Origin of the sequence: Sunxiuqinia indica, assembly GCF_009847015.1 — a bacterium.
GTDB lineage: Bacteria > Bacteroidota > Bacteroidia > Bacteroidales > Prolixibacteraceae > Sunxiuqinia > Sunxiuqinia indica.
On the sequence record NZ_WVEM01000005.1, the window covers coordinates 76,403 to 97,073 of the forward strand.

Genomic DNA, 20,671 nt, shown 5'->3' on the forward strand with positions numbered 1-20,671 from the left:
AGGATAAGCGATTTATAATGAAATAAAAAGCCTGATGGAATGCAACATAATTGTTCTCATCAGGCTTTTATTATGTGTGAAGCATCTCTTGGCTCATCTTTAATCTTTCAGCAACCAGGCTTTCATTTTGTTCGCCCCATGGTTATTTCAAGCATAAGGTTTATTGAAAAAGACAAGCCTGAAATTGCAGATTTGTCACTTTATCAAGCGCACTTCATACACACCACCAACGCTTGAGCCTTCCTTTGCTTCAAACTTAACTCTCAACTTACCATCGGATTGCCCAGCGATTTCAGCCGGGATGGCATAGTCTTCTGTAAAAAACTCAAAGCCTTTGCTTCCATCAAGATGAACTTCAGCAATCAGCTCACCATTCACGACAATAGTAAAATGACGATTGCTATCCAGCCCAAAATACATGACACGTAATTTTCTGGCTTGCTTCTTCTCGTCTTTCAATTGGTAACTAAACCATCCTTTGGCGTCGCGCCAATGACGTCCCTGGTTCACGCCAATCTGCGAATCTTCACTCTCAATAAAATGATCCGATTCGGGCTGCTGTTCTCCCGGGAAAACCATATCAATTGTATTGTCAGCCAGCTCCTGCCTGGCAGCTTCTTCTGCAGCTAACTCTTGCTGCTGATTTTCATACTTCTCTGCTGTTTCAACCTGCCAGTAGATCACATAGCGGGATTCATGCAGGCGGAAAAAAGGAATTAATTTCAGATCGGCATACTTTTTCGGTTCCAGATTATCAATAGTAAAAGTTAAAGCCTCTCCAGCAACAGGATGAATTTCACCAACGACTGCATCCGATTCGCTAATGATCACCGGCATATCCTGCAACGGATATTTCTCGCCGTGAGCGATATGTCCTCCCCGGCTATCATTGGCATACAGGCCTTGCATATCGGTTGTATCTGTTTTGGCGGCCAACACAATCGGTCCGTGCAAAATCGTGTAGAAGTTCTCGCCATCAGGCAATTGTTCCAAATGAGTATGCATGGGCATTTTTACTTCGACTACATCGCCTTTTTCCCAATTCCTGCTAATCGTTACGTATTCTCCCGGTTGCCCCGAATAATTAATCGCTTTCCCATTTACCGTAAAACTCAATTCTCCTTTTTTTACCCACGACGGATAGCGAATATTTAAAGCAAACGCCTGCTTTTCTTTTGGATTAACCGTCAGTTGAGTTGTTTCCTGATCAGGGAAATCGGTTTGTTGAACGACCTCCACTTGTTTTTCTTCCCAAGTTAATTTTGAAGGAATAAACAAATTGACATACAAGTCATCACCGCTGTGAGCATAAATCATTTCGCCGTACTTGGTATGGTTTTCCAAGCCAGATCCGACACAGCACCAGAAACTCGTTTCAGGTTGCGAATACACCCGGTAATGCCCCGGCCGCATGGGGGTGAAATAGACAAAGCCTCCATGATCAGGATTCTGAGTAGATAAAATATGATTATACAAAGCCCGCTCGTAATAGTCCATGTATTCTCCTTTTGGATCAGACAAGAACAACAGCTTGGTTAATTTCAACATATTGTATGTATTGCAAGTTTCCGGTCCCTGCTCACTGGTAATCATGGTCGAAAAATCATCGACCGGGTTGAAATGCTCCCGCACGCTGTTGCCGCCAATCGACACCGACCGGTTTTTAACTACTGTTTCCCAGAAGAAACGTGCAGCTTCTGCCCATTCTTCGTTTCCTTCTACATCAGCAATCCGCTTGTAACCGATCACCTTAGGAATCTGGGTATTGGCATGCATGCCAGTCAGGTGATCTTCATGTTCCATTAATGGGTCCAGGACAGAGTCGTGCGAAAACTGACGAGCCAATTCCAGGTACTTCTCCTCACCCGTAATTACAGCTACATCCGCAAAAACCTCGTTCAATCCACCATGCTCACTACGGAGCATATCTTGAATCTCCTCTTCACTTAAACCTGACACCAATTGAATAGCCCAGTCGGTGAGCTTGATCAACATTTCCTTTGCTACTTCACTATCGCCGTACCAATAGGCATCGCGCAAGCCCGTGTATATTTTATGAATATTGTAAAGTGGTACCCACTTCTTATTTAAGCTGAATGAACCGGCATTTATATGGCCATCAGCAATTTCCTCCCACATGGCTCGTCCACCGGGCACTCCCCCCAAATAACCGTCGTCATGCTGATCCTGTGCGTGCTTCAGCTCGCTGATCATGTAGTCCATTCGTTCTTTCATTCGCTCATCACCCGCAGCTGCATACATCATTGCTAAAGCCGACAGATAGTGACCTCCAATGTGTCCGTCAAGCCCTGTGTTTTCCCAATTCGTATAGCTTTCAGCTTTTGGATCTAATCTTGCCTCGCGTAAGTAGGGGGCTAGCAATCGATCAACATCCATTTCCAACATGTACTGCATATCAGTGTACATGGCCCGCTTAAAAGGGCTGTCCAATAACTGAACATCAGACAAATGAAAGGTCTGAACTTGAGTATTTTGCGCAAACAGCGCCAATGGAAAAAAATAAATTAGTAATAATAGTGATCTCATATTCATGATATACTTCTCAGTTTAGTTTAGTTTAATCTCATATTGACACCGATCTTGTCCGCGATGGATGGAAGAAATTACGGTTGCCTGCACCTGCATGTCTGCTACTTTTGAAAACATTAACTCCGCAAACCCTTCGGAGCAATAACACAAAATTGACGATTTTATTCCTTTTTCTTTATTCACCATCGGACAAACACAATAATTTTTGTTTTCGTCTGCAATCAAGATGCCAACTTCTTTCTGATAATCAATTTTCCAACCCCATTTATTTTCGATAAACGCATTGAACTTTTCCAATTTTCCAATATATGGTTTCAAAAACTCATCCATTTTCAAATGCTCAAAATGGCTAATTGCACATTGCTTTACTATTTTTTGAGCAACGTCTTGTTCTTCGTTTTCATCAATGCTTTTCAACAGAGTGGAAACCCACTCCTGCATCAGCACCTGATTGGGGGCAACATCTGCCATATCATCCGAAAGGTTTACGGCTCCGTTAACCAGCGAGGTAAAGCCACATAGGCATCCCCCCAACAGGCAACTTTTCTTTATAAAATCGCGACGTTTATGACTCATTCACATCTTAAAAAAAGAGGATTTTACTCATAGATAACAAGAATAAAACCCTCCGATTTAAACACCTAACTAATAACCTGAATTCTGTTGGAGGTTAGTATTCGTTTCAATTCTTCCTCTCGGAATCGGATAGAGTGATCGATAGTCTCCGTTTGGAGCATGTGAGAAAAACGATTTTGTCGTATACGCGCCAAAACGAATCATATCCTGACGACGCCGACCTTCCTGATTAAACTCCCAGGCTAATTCATCCAAGAAGCGTCCATACTCGATATCATCACCCCCTTCATGCGTCTCAGCACTCTCTGTTCTCAACCCATAATCGTATACGCTTCCTTCCATCAATTCAGCTCCTGTTACGGTTGCCTTTTCCGGCGAATTGGGGAAAGCTCTTTCGCGCACCTGTGTAACAATAGTAGCAGCTCCATCTGCATCATCGGTTCGTAACAGGCATTCAGCTTTCATCATTAACACATCAGCATATCGAAACAAAGGGAAATCATTATTCAAAATGTTAGACGATCCCATAGCGATTTCGAACTTTTCGAAGCGGTAGCCATGAATTTCTTCGGAGTAGCTGATATCTGGAATTTCGTTTACTAACGCCAATGGCTCGCCAACCAAATTCCCCATAGTAACCAATAGTTCTTCGCCGCTGGCAGCATACTGTTGTCCCATCATAAAGTTGTTGGTTAACCGACTGTCCTCCGGATCGAATGTATCAATAAATTGAGGAATGGCACACATTCCTCCCCATGGAGTTCCCGTCAGATTGTATTTAGCCTGCATCGAAGGTTGGCAGGTTTGCATATGAATATCAAACTGATTCCACTCCGTTGTATATTGATCATCAATTGCTAAACCGAAAATAATCTCAGCAGAGTTTTGATTTTCTGTGACAAAAACATTTTTCTGGTTGGGCTCCAACACATAGCCAACCCCCGAATTGATAATCAGCTCACAAGTTTCTTTACATGCATCCCATTTAGCTGTTCCCGTATAAACCTCAGCATTCAGATACATTTTTGCGAGCAAGGTAAGAGCAGCCCACCTGTTGAAGCGACCATAAGTTGCCTGGCTTCTTTCTTCACTCAAGTAAGGTAAGCTTTCATTAATCTCTGTAACAATAAAATCAAATACTTGCTGCCGAGTGTTTTGCTCTGGCAAGTACCCCTCTTCCACATCAAAATCGGTTACAATAGGCACATTGCCATACAAGTCGCACAAGACGTAATAATAGCTTGCTCTCAGTGCTCTTAATTCGGCAATGGTTGCTTCGTAGATATCTGGATCCGAAATTGGAACGAAACCAGTTTCAATCTGATAAATTAGTCGATTACAAGTTGAAATTCCATAGTACGTGCGATCCCATGATTGATAAACGACGTCTTCATCTACAGTCCAGTTATGTTCATGAATCCGTCGGTAGATACCACCATCAACCCATCCATTGGGGCGTGCGGGAATAACAATCTGATCGGCTCCTACCTCATTGGCTCTCCAATAGCCATTCCATAATAACAAGAGATTTCTCCAAGAGCCATAGGCATTACCAATAATCGCAGGAATATCTTCTTCGGTGGGCTCAAACTGCTCCACCAATATTTCATTATAACTTGTGTCGTACAACTCGGTACAACCAGAGAAAAAAGTTATCAATGAAATCAGCAGGATGCTCAATGCATGTTTATATTTATAAGTATTCATAGTCGATTAAAATTTAGAAAGTTAAGTTAACGCCTAAAGTAAATGTTCGGGTGGTCGGGTATTTATCCCGCCCATCGTTGCCAGGCATTAATCCACCTGAATACACTTCAGGATCGATGCCTTTATAGTTTGTAAAAACAAAAGTATTTAAGGTCGATGCGTAGATTCGAGCTTGCCGGATGTATTGGTTGAAGCTCTTGAATGTATAGCCCAGAGTAATATTGTCTATTTTCCAATAATCACCATCTTCGATGTAATATGAATTGAATTCCAGATCCATTTCATCACTCAGCACAGCTTTTCCAAACACGGGGTCATAGGCTGACTGCAATCGATTATATTGTACGGTTTTGGTGTTTTCGAGATACATTCTTTCGAAATTGAGGATCTGGAAATCAAACGCACCACGCATGGTAACAGAGAAGTCCAGGTTTTTATATCGCAAGGTATTGTTCCAACTTCCTATGAATTTTGGAATACCATTCCCTAACACATGTTTATTCTCAAAAGAATGATCAAACTCAGCGTACGGAACTGCATTCCCTTCGGCATCTTCATAGATCCATTTCCCTTCGTCGTCCACATCGATGACTTTGAACCCAAAAAAGTTGCCAATTTCTTCTCCAATATCGACCTTGTGTGTATAAGTCTGTATTGGTTCTCCTGTAGCAAAGTAGTCTGGAATAAAGTAGTCGCTTGTTGCCTGGTACAATTCATTGGAAAGTGAGATTAGCTTATTACTGTTCGTTGAAAAAGTAACATTGGTACTCCACTCAAAGTCCTTGTTAGTTACCGGTATCGCATTGATCAAAACCTCCAGACCTTGGTTCTCCATTACGCCTACATTAGCGCGGGTGGTGTTAACCAGGTTTGGGGGTGTTGGAACAGCGTAATCGTAGAGCAACCCGTCTATTTTGCGGCTGTAAACATCGATGCTACCAGAGAGGCGATTGCCCAACATGGCGAAATCAAGCCCGATGTTGGTTTCTTTTTTCTCTTCCCATTTGAGGTATGGGTTTGGATTACGTCCGGGAGTAAGCGTTTGAATCCATTTGCCATCAGTATAAAACGCACTTCCGTAAGACAATGTACCAACGCCAAGGAACAGATTGCTTGGCTGTGTTCCTGTTACACCATACCCGGCACGTAATTTTAAGTCATTCAGCAAACCGACATTTTTCAAAAAAGGCTCTTCCGTTAATCGCCATCCAACCGATACGGCAGGAAATGTTCCCCAAGGGCTATTTGTCCCATATAACTGGCTGGCCGCCTCATGACGTACACTCGCCATTAATAAGTAGCGGTTTTTATAGTTATAGTTGAAACGACCAAAGAAACCGATCAGGTTTGTTTTTGTTTTTCCACTTCCAACTCCCCAAGATGTGCTTCCATTCTTGATACCGGTTCCTAAACCAATATTGTTGTAGCCGAATAAATCAGTTGGGAAATCGTTGTTATTGACATAAAAATCACGTCCAACAAAATCTTGCCAGCTATAGCCAGCCAAAAATGTAAAATTATGGTCACCGATGTTTTTCTTATATTCTGAAGTCAGGTCAATCAATTTTTCGGTATTTTCATTTGCATTGTTCGAAGCAAATCCATTAACACCACTCCTAACGGTAGAAATGTGATTTTTAGTTTCGTAATATCCAATGGTTTGGTTCCATTTTGAAAAAGACACCAAACTTTTCAATGTCAACCCTTTGACTGGCTTCAAAGTTACAGTTCCTGTAACACGGGTTAGGTTTGTGCTCGTTTCACCATCCGACTCTTCAATTCGTGATAAAGGATTATCGTAGTTGAAAGCACCAGGTTGTTCTACCCAATCTCCGTTCTCATTTTTTATTGGTGATGTCGGATTATAAATTAAAGCCTGACGATAGGTATAGCCATTGAAACCTCTCTCAGCATTATAACTATTCATTTTCTCCGCTTTTGTCAAAATTCCAAGATTGAAATTCAACATATCTTCGAACATGGAATGGTTGATATCAGCACGAGCAGTCAGGCGTTCGCTATAAGACTCCAGAAAAATTCCTTCAGTATCACGGTAGTTAATCGTTGCCAAATAATTAGTTTTTGCGTTACCGCCTCTGAATGTCAGGTTATGAATATAATTAACTGGGGTTCGTGTTATCTCGTCCAACCAATCGGTGCTAGCTCCCAGCTCATCCGATTGCGGACGAATTCCATCAGCTACTTGTTGGCGATAATCTTCAGCTGTTAACATATCCAATTTATTGGCAATAGCTTGAGTGCTTACATATCCCGTGTACTCAACGTGTGCCTGAGGGTCGGCCGAAGCTCTTCTGGTTGTGATCAAAATAACCCCATTGGTACCTCTTGTTCCGTAAATTGCAGCAGCGGAACCGTCTTTCAATACGTCAATCGATTCAATGTCTTCTGGAGCAACGGTACCTAAGTCGCTCGGCACTCCATCGACCAGAATAAGCGGATTGGTACTAGTTCCGAAAAGGGTTGTGTTACCTCTTAAACGAATCGATGTACCAGCAGTTGGGTCTCCACTTGTTGTATTCAATGACAAACCAGCTACTTTTCCCTGAATCAATTGACCTGCATCCTGAACGCTACCTACATTGAAATCCTCCGACTTAACCGTTCCAACAGAGCTAGTCACGTCAGCTTTTTTCATGGTACCATAACCAACTGCAACGACTTCTTCCAAACCGATGGTTTCTTCGTCCAATGTTACATTGATGATTGCCCGGTCAACCGGAACTTCCTGCGCTCTCATTCCCACAAATGAAAATACAAGTACTGCATTTTCGGAAAGATTACCCAGCTCATAGTTCCCGTCCATGTCAGTAATCGCTCCAATAGTTGTGCCTTTAATGACAATCGTTACCCCTGGCAGCGGCATACCGGAAGCATCAGTTACTTTTCCTGAGACATTGGAAGGTTGCTGCATAAGCTGAGAAAAAGAACCACCTTTGCCCGAAAGAATGATTTGTCTGTTATTGATTGTGTAGGTCACCTCAGAACCTTTAAACAACAAGTTAAGTACTTCTTCGATAGATTTGTTTTCTACATCTAAGGACACCTTTTTGTCCAACGAAACGGTCTTGTTGTTGTAGAAAAAGAAATAATTCGTTTCATCTTCTAACCGATCAAGCACCTCTGAAATCGTTGCGTTTTCGATCTTTAGTTCTACTTTCTGGGTTTGTGCAAAATTACTTTTAGCAATTGTCTGCAGTGATAGTAGTACAATTAAAAATACTGTCAATCTCATAATTCTAAAGATTTTTCCAGCTCCGGGATATAAATACCCGCAACTTGGTAAGAACCACGTTTTTTTCATAAATTTGATTTTTCAACGGATTAATTATTCTTTTTGATTAATTCAAAAAAGGGCAGTGGTACGAACACTGTCCTTTTCGTTAGTTTTCAGACCATATTGTTACTTCTCTATTTTCAATTTTTGTTTTTACTGATGTAGATATCTCAATCATTTTTAAAACCTCTTCAATCGTTTCGTTTTGTATTGTAGCCGTGTATAGTATGCCGGAATTTAACAAGTCCGGTGATACACTGATCTTACAATTAAACCATCGTTCGAGTTTCACCACAGTTTCTTCAAGTGGCGCCTCTTTAAAAATTAGTTTACCATCTTTCCATGAAGTCGTTAAGTAAGTCTCCACTTCTTCAACAAGCATTTTTCTTGATCTCCGATCCAGCGTCATTTTTTGGCCGGGTTTCAGTTTGGATATTTCTTCGCCGTTGGCATTTAGCAGAGCAATGCTTCCTTCTTCCAGGGTGGAACTCATCGTTTTTTCGTCGGCATAATTCGACACATCGAAGGAAGTGCCCAAAACCCGGATATTCAGTTCTGATGTTCTTACAATAAAAGGTTGATCAGCATGATGAGCTACTTCAAAATATCCTTGACCACTAAGTATTACCTCCCGGGTGTTTTGAGTTGTGAAATTTACCGGGTACTTGATAGAACTGCCTGAATTTAGCCAAACTTGTGTTTGATCGGGAAGTGTAAAGTTTACCCGTGATCCAGGCGTTGCAAATACCTCCTGCATGACTAATCCTTCTGTTTGACTGTGCTGATGTAAACGGTAGTATAAAAAAGCTGATCCAATTAATAGCGGAATAAATAGTATCGCAGCAATGCGAATAAGATATGAAGACCAATTGGGCTTCCTGAAATCTTTCTCAAGGTGACTCTCTTGTTTAGTTTTTGCAATTCGCCAGATCTTATCCCGCAGCAGATGAAAGTATAAATCATGTTCCTCAACAGTCCCATTTTGTTGATCCCAGTGCCTTGTCATTAGATGATCCAGCTCTTTGTCTCGGAAGGTAGATCTGATGTATGCTCTGAGATTTTCCTTCTCCTGAGTCGTAAGCTCACTTGATTTAAGTTTTTCAAGCAGTTGTGTAGGCTCTATTGTATATTTTGATCCCATATGATTTTTCCTTTTTCATATAGGTATACACACTCCTCTACGGCAACCCCTATTCAAAAACTCATTTTCTTCATTTTAATGAAAAAGATCGAAAAATATTAGCCCCGAAAAACCCATAGACATCAGACTCTTTCGGATTTGGGCGATAGACGTAGTCATCTGGTTTTCAACTGTCTTAATAGAGATACCCAGTTGATTGGAAATTTCAGCATTTGTCAGAATTCTCTCGCGGCTCAGTATAAAAATCTTCTTTCGTTGCGGACTCAATTCTTCAATGGCCTTTTTATAGGCACGCTCCAATTCCGCAAAATCGAGCTCGTCGTCAAGTAGAATATCCCGACCCGGATGTAGTTTTGCATAACTGACATAAAGCTGCTCATTTTTTGCTTTGCGGATGGTGTTCAAAATGGCATTTTTAGCCATTGTAAAAATGAATGAATCAAACGACCGATCGGGTTGTAAATCGCCTCTAACTTTCCAGATTTTGAGAAACACTTCCTGTACGATTTCCTCAGCTTCCTGCTCATTTTTTAAATAGGCCAGCGAAAAACGGTGTATCTTTTTTCCGTAGGCATCAAAAATGGCTTTAAACGCCCTGGAAGAACCTCCTTTTAGTTCTTTAAGTGTAGCAGAATTAATATTTGGATCATGGTCTGTCAACGTTAGGTCAATTTAATTTCAAATATAGGAAAACCGTGAATGCACCCCAAGCCACCACCTTTTTACGTTCATGTGTAAAAAAAACAAATTAATTGGCTTGAACAAGAAGGATGTAATGATTTTTGATAATTGCTACACCCTTCTTGTATCTGAACTTATTCTACCGGATCAATCCCTTTCAAAGTTGGATCGACCTCTAATAGTTCGCCTGCCGGGCCAAACGCTAATTTGTCGATGCATACTTCGCGATGGAAACCACCTGAACGTCCCATTTCAACTCCTTTCGGGTAGGTAAACCGATGGTAAACCAGGTACCACTCATCCTTTCCCGGCACCTGAATGGCGGAATTGTGTCCGGTAGCAAAAATATTCTGCTCCTCATCCCGCTGAATAACGATGTTGTTTTCAGGAATGGTTAACGTTCCCAATGGCGAGTCAGAAGTAGCGTAACGCACTTTATAATTCGGACTGCGCGTATCGTCTTCCGACCACATGAAATAGTAAACGCCATCTCGGTAAATCACGTAGGTTCCTTCACGATATGTGTTGTCAATATTCATCTGTTTCAGGGTACTTTTGTTGATCGACACCATATCATCATTCAACTCAGCAGCTGCCATATAGCCATTTCCCCAATACAGGTAACTTTTACCCGATTCAGGATCGGTGAATACATCCGGATCAATTTCCTGGCCTCGATCCACCCCTAAGGTTTTAAAATCGATCAATGCTGCTCCACTATCAACAAAAGGGCCTATAGGATTATCGGCCACCGCGACACCAATTTTTTGGGCCGCTGTGAAATAGAAAAAATACTTGTACTCGCCATCTATTTTCTTCTCAATAATACAGGGAGCCCAGGCATTGCGATTAGCCCAAGTCACATCTTTTTTCAGATTGAGAATCGTGCCTTCGTCCGTCCAGTCGATCAAATTATCCGATGAAAAAACCTTGAAATAATATCCGCCCCAATTGTTAAATCCATCAGTTGTTGGATAAATGTAGTACTTTCCTGTTTTTTCTGCATATAAGATATCAGGATCTGCATAATACCCTTCCAACACCGGATTGTGGTGTTCAACGGCTTCAACCTGATAAACAACTTCGCCTTGCCCTTCGATTGTAAATTTATAAGCTACTGGTCCAGTTGAAAAATCCTGAGCTCCTTCAGGCGTGTATGAGACTCCTGTCCAGCTTTTAAATTGAGGATCAAAGCTTGTTAAATCGACACCATTTTTTACCGGTAGTTGAATTGATTTTTCGTCCACGTCGAGCACAACATTTTTCTTTTTCACCTCCTTCGACTGTACCTCAACTAAAAAGTCTTCCGGTTCGCCCCATTGATTGATCAAACGCTTTAACTCCTTTCCGGTAATCGGCATTACCGTACCGTGGCGCGGATGAAAATTCATCGATATTTCTTCATCAATTACCTCAAAGTGTTTCAAGTCTGAACTTTTTGTAAATTGATATCCGCCTTTTGTATACAGGTCATACATCAATATCCATTCGTCAGAATTATTGAGTTTGAAAATACCACTTCCTTCCACCGGATCAGTTTCTTCATCAACGCGCTCACTGCTATTTTGCTCATAACCTTCAGTCAGCTGACTGGAAATAGCAAGCTTGATACCCGGTTTTCCATCTTCAGATTTCATAAACAGATGATATTTCCCACCGTGGGAAATAATATCTCCATCAATACAGGCATTGTTGGTCGGGCTATAAAACAATTGTTCGGGAGCAGCTTCCAGCTCCGTAAAATCCTCATTAGCATAAGCATAATAAATTTTATCCGGATCATCTCCTTGCTTCATCGAAAAGTAAATCATGTACTTTCCGGTCTGCTCATCATAAATGGTTTGTGGAGCCCACACCCGCCAAACATCTCCAAATTCATCAGGGAACGATTCCGGAATATTCACTTTTGATGACTCCCAATGAATTAAATCAGTTGACTTCATGAGGACCATTGCATAATTTTTCCATCCCATTTCAGGGACATATAAATCAGTCGCTACCATGTAGAACGTTTTGCCATCGGCACCACGCAGAATATGCGGATCACGGACGCCTCCTGAAGTACTGATTTCTTTGGAATCTAAAACTGGTTCATTGTCATTCAGTGCTTTGTAATGATAGCCATCCATACTCACGGCAAATCGGATCGCTTCTTCACCAGGCCCATTTCCCGTAAAATAAGTAAACAAGTAGCCTGATAGTTTATCATCAGAGGACTTGGATTGACATGACACGAGTGCTGTTAGAGCTGGCAATGCCACCCCCCAAAGAAAAAAAGTTTTGAGTAAATTGAATTTAGTCATCGTAGTAGTAATTAATTTGATTTCATACGTAAAACTGAAAAAGAGTATGCCGGCAATGTGTAAGTAAGTTCTTTGTCAATTTGAATGGTGCTCGCTTCTGGTTTGGCCTTTTCATCATCTACCTCACCCGAAAGAACTGTTAATTGCGCATCTCCGAAAGCAATCGGAATTTTTGACAAATCAACTTCTGTATGAACAGAGACTGGCAAAAGGTTAGTTAATTTCAGAATATAATCACCAGATTTGCTATCGTAAACCAACGACGAGGCAACACGCTTTTGCACATCTTCACTGTTATCCGACAAACTAACCATAGACGGAATATACTCATCGCCTGAGTTTTGTCCGAAAAGCTTCTGGACATAGTAATCAGGGGTCAGATAAATGTTGGTATTATCGAAATAAATTAAGTCCGGATTCCACTGAGTATTCCCTTTTTTAGCCAGCAAGGGAGCGTACGAAGTCATGCTCACCACATCAGCATTCCGTTCAACATTAATTAAATGAAGCGCATCGCACAAGGCTGTTTCCATATTCAGCTTTCGACCCGGAATATGGGTCGCATATTCGCCCAAATACACCTTTGGCTCCGAGCGATCATACCGGTCATAGTAATCCTGGTTATTCAAATACCACCCCGGAGGTTGGTAGTAATGTTCGTCGACCATTGGCACTTCCAGCTTCGAAGCTAGTTCCCAGCCCACGCGATAGTCTGTTCCTTCAGAAAAGGGACCAACGGTGCCAATCACAGTAATCTCAGGATGTTTTGCTTTGATCGCCTTATAAATCATTTCAAAACGCTCTTTGAAAATATCCGTGATCAAATCTTCGTTGCCAATTCCAATATATTTGAGATTGAAGGGGTTCGGATGCCCGGCCTCCGCCCGCAGTTTTCCCCAGATTGAGTTTTTGTCGCCATTCGCCCATTCAATCAGATCGAGAATATCCTGCACGTACTGATCCATGTCGCACATCGGAATTCCTCCTTGCTGCCCATGCCCACCTGTTGACGAATTTTGACAAGGAACACCGGCGGCAATCACAGGAAGTGGTTCAGCACCAACATCTTCACAAAACTGAAAATACTCAAAATACCCTAGCCCCATCGATTGATGGTAATTCCAAATATTACGATCGGGTTTGCGCGCCTCCAAAGGACCTATCGTATTTTTCCATCGGTAAATGTTATGCAACCCGTCGCCATGTGCTACACAACCTCCGGGAAATCGAACGAAACGAGGATGCAGATCAGCAATGGTTTGAGCCAAATCGGCTCGCAATCCATTCTTTCTTTCTTTGAAAGTTTTTCGCGGAAAAAGGGATATCATATCCAATGCTATTTTCCCTTTAAATTGGGGTGTTAGCGCTAATATTGCCTTGTCAGTTGTCTCCTTGGCGGTAAGCGTCAAGGTCAACTTTGTCCAGTCCGACTTCACCGCTGTTGATTGACCTTCAGCATAAACATTACCCTCTTCATCCACTAGCCGAACTTCCAATTTTCCTTTTGGTCCCTCCAATGTGCGTGCAAATACGGAGAAATCATATTTGGCTCCAGCTTTCAGTGGAATTCCATCAAAGCCTTCATTTTGCAATGATTCGCTTTTCTCGCCAGTAATTACAACGGCGTAATGCTTTTGATTGGGATGAACCGGAACCAAGGTATCAATAAAGAAATTATCTTCGTCACCTGTAAAGCTCCAGGCTTTTTTACTATTCCAGGTTTTATCGCGGAATTTGGTATCTGAAGGATTGTACTCGAAGCCTCTGTTTTGCACTAACTCGGCATACAAACCGCCATCAGCTGCATAGTTAATATCTTCAAAAAACACACCAATCAGCAGGTCGCTAATTGCCTTGCTTTTCTCTGGCATCGCAGTTATTTTAGCATTTAATGGTTTTAAATCAGAATAGCGATCAGTATCATCCGTTAATCGTTCTGAGCGCTGTATCTCATGGTATTTCGTCAGCTCATAAAAACGAATCAATCCGTCAACAACCGACCACGAAACCTTTGACACAACACCGAATTGTTTTTCACCATCAATCAGCACTTTTTCGCGTACACCAACCCGGTCTGTTTCATCTCCTTCAACCGTTTGCGAGTAGCTTTTAAAATCAGTTGTGGTTGTTTTATAGATTTTCTGTTCCTCATGCCAATCACTTAACCACGTAATTTGATAAACATTTTCCGTCGACAGGAAAGTAACCTCTGGAAGCATAACATTTCCCGTTTCCAGTACATACGGATAAGATTGCGGCGACCAGGTATATAAATCATCGGTTTGCGCGTGGGCAAATTGTCTCGTTTTTTCATTCAAACTCCAGATCGCATGCCATTCACCCTCATTATCGTGAAACAAAAAAGGAGTTAACATCCGCTTTTGTGATCCCCATGTTCCAAAATCAGAAAATAAAAAACAGAATTCCGGCCCAATCGAATGCCATCTTTCCCGATCAACACTCCAGGCATAATGCAAACCATTTTTGCCATTATTTTTTTGCGTTGAATAAGAGAAAACATAGGCAGAATCTGGCTCATTTGCCTGTGATGAAAACACTGAAAACAAACCTAAAATAAAGATGGAAAGTAGTAGTTTCATTTTCGTTAGTTGCTGTTTAGTAATTAAACGCCCAGTTAAAAGTCAAAACTACTTTTTTAATTTTAGAATTGCAATACACTCCTTTTTCCGGCTCATGCCGGGAAATGAAAAAATTAGTTTAAGAGCAGACAAATTCTCTAGGGTTTCCGGCAAACACAAACTTCCTATGCAATATCATCTCCTCAATGTGTGAATTGTGTAACTTTTTCAGGAAGTTATGTAACCCTTATCCTGAATATATTGTGACCTTTACACAGATTTCTCAAAAAAATAATTTGAAACTCTATATCAAATACATGGTAAGCAACCGCTGCAAAATGGCGGTAAAGGAAGACCTCAAAAGGCTTGGACTACATTTCATTATGGTCGATTTAGGTGAGGTTGAAATTATGGAGAACATCTCCGAAGAACAGCGCGAGCAGGTGAAAATTGCTTTGCTCAATTCGGGATTTGAGCTAATGGACAGTAAACGAGCTGTTTTGATTGAAAAAATTAAAAATACTGTCATCGAAATGGTTCATCATTCAGATCACGTAATCAAAACTAACTTTTCCAACTTCCTAAGTGAAAAATTAAACCACGATTACACCTATCTCTCCAACTTATTTTCAGCCATACAAGGAACGACCATTGAGCAATTTATTATCGCACATAAAATTGAGCGAATTAAAGAATTGATTATTTACGGCGAGCTGAACATTACAGAGATTGCATGGAAGATGAATTACAGCAGTGTGGCCCATTTATCCAATCAATTTAAGAAAATGACGGGCCTTACTCCTTCGCACTTTAAAAAACTGAAGGGGCAAAGACGCAGTCCGATTGAACACATCGGAATTTTATTGAATAACGATGGCACTAATAACTAACAAAAATGGAACAAACGAGGTCACACCAGTCACAATACGCCGGCAGCTTGATCGAAGCCAATCGCGCGCCCTTGGTTGTGATCAGCCCCAAGGGAAAAATTACTGACATGAACGAGGCCCTGGTTAATACGACCGGAGTATCGCGAGATGAGCTGAAAGGAACCGGATTTCTTGATTATTTCACGGAGCCTCTAAAAGCCCATCAGGTTTATCAGGAAGTATTTGCAAAAGAATCGGTTACCGATTCTCCATTAACGCTTCGTCATGCCAATGGCAAATTGACCGATGTTTTGTATAACGGTTCGGTCTACAAAGACGACCAGGGAAATGTGCTGGGTGCGGTAATTGTTGCCCGCGATGTGACCGAGCAAAAACGGGCTGAAAATGAGCTAACCGAAGCCATTGTATTTGCCGAGCTGGCCGTTGATATTGCCGAAGATGCCAAATTAAAAGCAGAACATGCCACACGGATTGCCGAAAACGCGGTGAAAGCCAAACAGCAGTTTTTGTCGAATATGAGCCATGAAATCCGCACCCCCATGAATGCGATTATCGGCTTCACCAAAGTATTACTCAAGACCGAAATGACTGCCAAACAAAAGGAATACCTGGCAGCCATTAAGCTGAGTGGTGATGCATTGATTGTGTTGATCAACGACATTCTGGATCTGGCAAAAGTAGATGCCGGAAAAATGACTTTCGAACAAACCCCCTTTAAAATAGCGGCTTCTGTTTCGGCCATGCTTCATTTGTTTGAAACAAAAATTCACGAAAAAAATCTCAACCTGGTCATGGAGTACGACCAAAATATTCCTGAAATTTTGGTTGGCGACTCGGTCCGCCTGCACCAGATTATTTCAAACCTGGTGGGCAATGCCGTTAAATTTACAAACAAGGGGAAAATCACGGTTGACGTAAGTTTACGAAGCGAAGACGAGAAAACAACAACCATCCAGTTTTCAGTTACCGATACCGGAATAGGGATAGCCGAAGAAAAATTGGAAAAAATATTTGAGAACTTTCAGCAGGCGACAAGCGGAACTTCGCGCATTTATGGAGGAACCGGCCTGGGCTTGGCTATCGTTAAACAATTGGTTGAATCACAAGGAGGAACGGTGACCGTAGAAAGCACGGCTAACCAGGGGTCAACATTTAGCTTTACGCTAGATTTCCTGAAAACCTCTGAAGATGCTGAATTTGATTCAGGGGTCTTTGAGTTGGACAGCGAACTTGAAAATATAAACATTCTTGTTGTTGAAGACATCGTTCTCAACCAACTTCTGATGCGAACCGTACTCGATGATTTCGGTTTTAAACTCGATATTGCCGAGAACGGAAAAATTGCCATTGAAAAGCTTCGGGCTAAATCCTACGACCTTATTTTAATGGATTTGCAGATGCCCGAAATGAATGGGTTTGATGCAACTGATTACATCCGCAACACGATGAAATTGCAAATCCCGATCATCGCCTTAACGGCCGATGTGACTACTGTTGATCTGGCCAAATGTAAAGCCGTTGGAATGGATGACTACATTGCCAAGCCAGTGGACGAACGCTTATTGTACAGCAAAATAGTTGCATTCGTTAAAAAAACAGCTCCCAAAAACCTTAGCGAATCACAAGCCAAAATTATTGATGAAATTATCGTAAACAGCTGTATTAATTTAGAATACTTAAATGGCCGAACCAAATCGAATCCGAAACTAATGATGGAAATGATTTCGGTCTATCTGGAACAAACACCATCCTTAATTTCAAACATGAAAAAAGGCTTGATCGACAAAGACTGGAACCTGCTGTACGCTTCCGCTCATAAAATGATCCCTTCTTTTTCAATCATGGGCATGGGAGTCGAATCAGAAAACCTGGCAAAAAGGGTTCAGGAATATGCCAGCACACAGCAACAGACGGGAGAAATATCGGAGCTGGTAGGGCAACTCGAAACCGTTTGCACGCAAGCCTGTAATGAATTAAGAGTAGAGTTAAACCGGATAAAAAACACCGCATCATGAACAAAAATAAAATAAAACTCTTCCTGGTCGATGACGACGCCGTGTTCCTGAAACTGTTGCAAATAGAATTCATGGAGCAAGCCAATTTTGATATCGAAACCTTCGCTACCGGTGAGCTTTGCCTTGAAAGTTTATCGCACCATCCTGATGTGATCATTTTAGACTATCATCTGGATGGGGTGGATCCCGACGCCATCAACGGGATTGACACACTGGATGAAATCAAAGCTTTCGACCCGGAGATTCCTGTGATCATGTTGTCTTCTCAGGATAAAATCGATGTAGCCATCAACTGCATGCACCACAAGGCAACTGACTATGTTGTTAAAAGCGAAACTGCCTTCCTGCGGCTGAAAAAAATCATCTCAACCACTTTGGAAACCAAAAAACTCGAAAGGCAATTAAACTGGTACATGGATCGCATGTGATCAATTTCAACTTTTCATCCGTTTAAAATTTGAGAACGGATGGAACCGCTCTGCTCTCACATAAACTTTTTTAATCATCCTTGTTTGTGAATTTTTGATTAATAAAGTTCATGTTCGTTTCAATCTATCAAAAACCTCTGTAATACAAGGGGTTTCTTATTAGCATCAACAAGCTGCAATGTGTGAATGATGTAATTCTTTTCCAAAATTGTGTAATGCTTTTGGGCTTGGATGTGCTGACCTTTGAAAAGTGAAAATACCTTCACAAACTAATTTTATCCAAATGAAAAAAGTAACACTGGTCTTAATGACCGCATTTCTGGTACTATTATTTTCACCAAACGAATTGAGAGCTGATACAGAACCCATCACGGTTCCTACTGAGGCTGCCACTGAGGTAACCGTTGCGTCAGCAGAAGCCAATGCCCGGATCGATCGGTTAATGGAAATAAAAGTCATGGATGTATCAACACTAACTGCTTCCGAAAAGCGGGAGCTTCGAAAAGAAGTTCGAGGCATACGATCGGAAATGAAAGCCAATGGCGAAGCGACTGTTGCCGATAGCCGAAATGGTGGAATTTACCTTTCAGCCGGAGGAATTATTATCGTTATCCTGTTGCTTATCCTATTGCTATAAGCACTTGGCACAAACTGAATTACCATACAAATTTAAAAATAAATCATCATGGGAAATCTGCTTTATATCGTTGCCGTTGTATTAGTCATTTTATGGCTGGTCGGATTTGTTGGCTACAATACTGGAGGAATCATACATATTTTGCTCGTTATCGCCCTCATTGCTGTAATCTTTAGAGTGATTCAGGGACGAAGGATACTTTAATATGAAGAACTTAGGAATTGTACTTATCGTGCTCGGAATATTGATGATGGTCTATACCGGATTCAATTATGTAACGAAAGAGAATGTTGTTGATCTGGGCCCGATTCAAATCAACGCCGAAAAGAGCCATCCGGTCCAATGGTCGCCGGTAGTTGGCTTAGTGCTAATTGTTGGCGGCATTGTTGTGGTTGCTGTTGATAAAAAGAAATAGCTAAAAACAGCTCCAAAATCATTTAATATCAATCTACTAATTTCTAAAAAAAATAATCCATATGCCTTTATTATCTATTCTAATTGTAATCCTTGTTGTGGGTGTTCTTTTGTGGATCATCAATTCGTTCATTCCAATGGATAGCAAGATCAAACAAATCTTCAATATTGTCGTTGTGATTGCCTTGGTAGTTTGGCTTCTCAAAGCATTTGGAGTGCTCGCTTACCTGACCAACGTCCAGATTTAAAATCACCCATTTCCAAGGCAAAAACTAAGATTCAATAATCTTAAAAGAATCATTGGTGCCGGATTTCCTGTTCTTGAAACAGGTGAGAATGAAACAAACGCTCTGAGCAACATATAAAAGCCAGCTTCGAAAAACGGGAGCTGGCTTTTGCATGCTGATTTACGTAATGTGCAGCCGAAACAATGCCCCAGTACTGAGTCTGTGAATTGTGTAACTTTTTTACATAAATGTGTAACGCTTGTCAGCTGCAAGAACCCCACCTTTACAATATGGATCGTGTACCATTTGAATGTAAAAATATGACAGACATAAAAACTGAAGGTAGCTGGGAAAAGAGCAAAGACATGCTCAGGCTAAAATTTGAATCGTTAACAAACAGCGACCAGGTACCTTTGGAGGGTAAAAAAGAAAAAGTGATTGCCCGGCTTCAACTGAAGCTTGGCAAAACAAAAGAAGAATTGGAGAAAATTATTTCCAAACTTCTCTGAATAGCAAATAACCAATCTGAATATTCTTTATCACTGTTGTCTGGGAAAATAAAAACTTGGGTGATGCGAGAAACGAATAAAAATGAAACAACTGATATTCAACAAAATAGAGTCATAGACTAAAGCCCGGACGCTCTGGTGTGATGACTAAGCCCGGGATTAATCCCGGGCTTAGTGAATGCCAGATATGACGCGGGCTTTAGCCCATCACTTGAAATTTTAACCGGACACTAATGATTCTTTATATTAATAAAAAGCAAAATGAAAACATTAAAAATTAATTCCGCGACACGAAAAATATGTCTGGGAGTTTTCGTGATCATGTTACTGTTTTCGATTGAATCGCAGGCCAAGAAATACAAATTTTTAGCTTCATCAGTTGTTCCGGCGGCACGTGGTTTTGCCAAGATTACCAAAGATAACAATCATAACTACGTCATTAAGATGAAGGTAACAAATTTGGCAGAAGTCAAACGGCTGGACTCTTCGAAACTTTCTTATGTCATTTGGATGGTTACTGACCGTGAAGAAACAAAAAACATTGGGCAGCTTGATAGTTCTTCAAAGTTCATGCCCAGGAATCTACTGGCATCTTTCAAAACGATAACGTCATTTACTCCAATCCAAATATTTATTACAACAGAAGATGAAGTGGACGTTCAGTATCCAGGTTCCCATATTTTGTTTTGACAACGAGCCAATTCCAGCATTAATTCGAA

General features: G+C 41.2%; 17 protein-coding genes. 9 read left to right on the forward strand and 8 right to left on the reverse strand.

The window, feature by feature from the left end:
• Window positions 1-195: 195 nt before the first annotated feature.
• The 8 genes from GR929_RS09015 to GR929_RS09050 all read right to left on the reverse strand — a co-directional run bounded on the left by GR929_RS09015 (window position 196) and on the right by GR929_RS09050 (window position 14,853).
• Window positions 196-2,553: a glycoside hydrolase family 127 protein gene (locus GR929_RS09015; protein WP_201300947.1), complete on the reverse strand. Its 2,358-nt coding sequence runs from the start codon at window positions 2,551-2,553 to the stop codon at window positions 196-198.
• A gap of 15 nt (window positions 2,554-2,568) precedes the next feature.
• Window positions 2,569-3,126: a DUF6144 family protein gene (locus GR929_RS09020; RefSeq protein ID WP_159518956.1), complete on the reverse strand. Its 558-nt coding sequence runs from the start codon at window positions 3,124-3,126 to the stop codon at window positions 2,569-2,571.
• A gap of 69 nt (window positions 3,127-3,195) precedes the next feature.
• Window positions 3,196-4,833 (reverse strand): RagB/SusD family nutrient uptake outer membrane protein, encoded by a 1,638-nt coding sequence (locus GR929_RS09025; RefSeq protein ID WP_159518957.1) that lies wholly within the window; start codon window positions 4,831-4,833, stop codon window positions 3,196-3,198.
• 13 nt (window positions 4,834-4,846) lie between these two features.
• The gene (locus tag GR929_RS09030) at window positions 4,847-8,086 is read right to left on the reverse strand and encodes a SusC/RagA family TonB-linked outer membrane protein (protein WP_159518959.1); all 3,240 of its coding nucleotides are present in this window, start codon (window positions 8,084-8,086) and stop codon (window positions 4,847-4,849) included.
• A 148-nt stretch (window positions 8,087-8,234) separates the two neighbouring features.
• A complete protein-coding gene (locus tag GR929_RS09035; RefSeq protein WP_159518961.1) occupies window positions 8,235-9,269 on the reverse strand; it encodes a FecR family protein in 1,035 nt (344 codons plus the stop codon).
• Between the two features lie 75 nt (window positions 9,270-9,344).
• Window positions 9,345-9,929 (reverse strand): RNA polymerase sigma-70 factor, encoded by a 585-nt coding sequence (locus tag GR929_RS09040; RefSeq protein WP_159518963.1) that lies wholly within the window; start codon window positions 9,927-9,929, stop codon window positions 9,345-9,347.
• Window positions 9,930-10,084: 155 nt separating this feature from the next.
• Entirely contained in the window at window positions 10,085-12,253 is a 2,169-nt protein-coding gene (locus tag GR929_RS09045; RefSeq protein WP_159518965.1) for a family 43 glycosylhydrolase, read from the reverse strand.
• 11 nt (window positions 12,254-12,264) lie between these two features.
• Complete coding sequence (locus GR929_RS09050) at window positions 12,265-14,853, reverse strand: alpha-L-arabinofuranosidase C-terminal domain-containing protein (RefSeq protein ID WP_159518967.1); 2,589 nt, start codon at window positions 14,851-14,853, stop codon at window positions 12,265-12,267.
• A 275-nt stretch (window positions 14,854-15,128) separates the two neighbouring features.
• On the opposite strand from GR929_RS09050, the gene GR929_RS09055 reads away from it, so the two are divergent.
• The 9 genes from GR929_RS09055 to GR929_RS09095 all read left to right on the forward strand — a co-directional run bounded on the left by GR929_RS09055 (window position 15,129) and on the right by GR929_RS09095 (window position 20,642).
• On the forward strand, window positions 15,129-15,722 hold the full coding sequence (locus GR929_RS09055) for a helix-turn-helix domain-containing protein (RefSeq protein ID WP_235934223.1): 594 nt from the start codon (window positions 15,129-15,131) through the stop codon (window positions 15,720-15,722).
• Between the two features lie 5 nt (window positions 15,723-15,727).
• Window positions 15,728-17,737 carry a PAS domain-containing hybrid sensor histidine kinase/response regulator gene (locus GR929_RS09060; RefSeq protein ID WP_159518969.1) on the forward strand — a complete coding sequence of 670 codons (2,010 nt, stop codon included), beginning with the start codon at window positions 15,728-15,730 and terminating at the stop codon, window positions 17,735-17,737.
• On the forward strand, window positions 17,734-18,165 hold the full coding sequence (locus tag GR929_RS09065; protein WP_159518971.1) for a response regulator: 432 nt from the start codon (window positions 17,734-17,736) through the stop codon (window positions 18,163-18,165). The genes GR929_RS09060 and GR929_RS09065 overlap by 4 nt, the downstream gene beginning before the upstream one ends.
• Before the next feature lie 283 nt (window positions 18,166-18,448).
• Window positions 18,449-18,802: a hypothetical protein gene (locus GR929_RS09070; RefSeq protein ID WP_159518973.1), complete on the forward strand. Its 354-nt coding sequence runs from the start codon at window positions 18,449-18,451 to the stop codon at window positions 18,800-18,802.
• A gap of 48 nt (window positions 18,803-18,850) precedes the next feature.
• Window positions 18,851-19,006 carry a lmo0937 family membrane protein gene (locus GR929_RS09075; protein WP_159518975.1) on the forward strand — a complete coding sequence of 52 codons (156 nt, stop codon included), beginning with the start codon at window positions 18,851-18,853 and terminating at the stop codon, window positions 19,004-19,006.
• Window position 19,007: 1 nt separating this feature from the next.
• The gene (locus tag GR929_RS09080; protein ID WP_159518977.1) at window positions 19,008-19,217 is read left to right on the forward strand and encodes a hypothetical protein; all 210 of its coding nucleotides are present in this window, start codon (window positions 19,008-19,010) and stop codon (window positions 19,215-19,217) included.
• A gap of 61 nt (window positions 19,218-19,278) precedes the next feature.
• Complete coding sequence (locus GR929_RS22145; RefSeq protein ID WP_394366233.1) at window positions 19,279-19,464, forward strand: Thivi_2564 family membrane protein; 186 nt, start codon at window positions 19,279-19,281, stop codon at window positions 19,462-19,464.
• Between the two features lie 299 nt (window positions 19,465-19,763).
• The gene (locus GR929_RS09090) at window positions 19,764-19,952 is read left to right on the forward strand and encodes a CsbD family protein (protein WP_201300948.1); all 189 of its coding nucleotides are present in this window, start codon (window positions 19,764-19,766) and stop codon (window positions 19,950-19,952) included.
• Window positions 19,953-20,213: 261 nt separating this feature from the next.
• Entirely contained in the window at window positions 20,214-20,642 is a 429-nt protein-coding gene (locus tag GR929_RS09095; RefSeq protein WP_159518983.1) for a hypothetical protein, read from the forward strand.
• Window positions 20,643-20,671 lie beyond the last annotated feature (29 nt).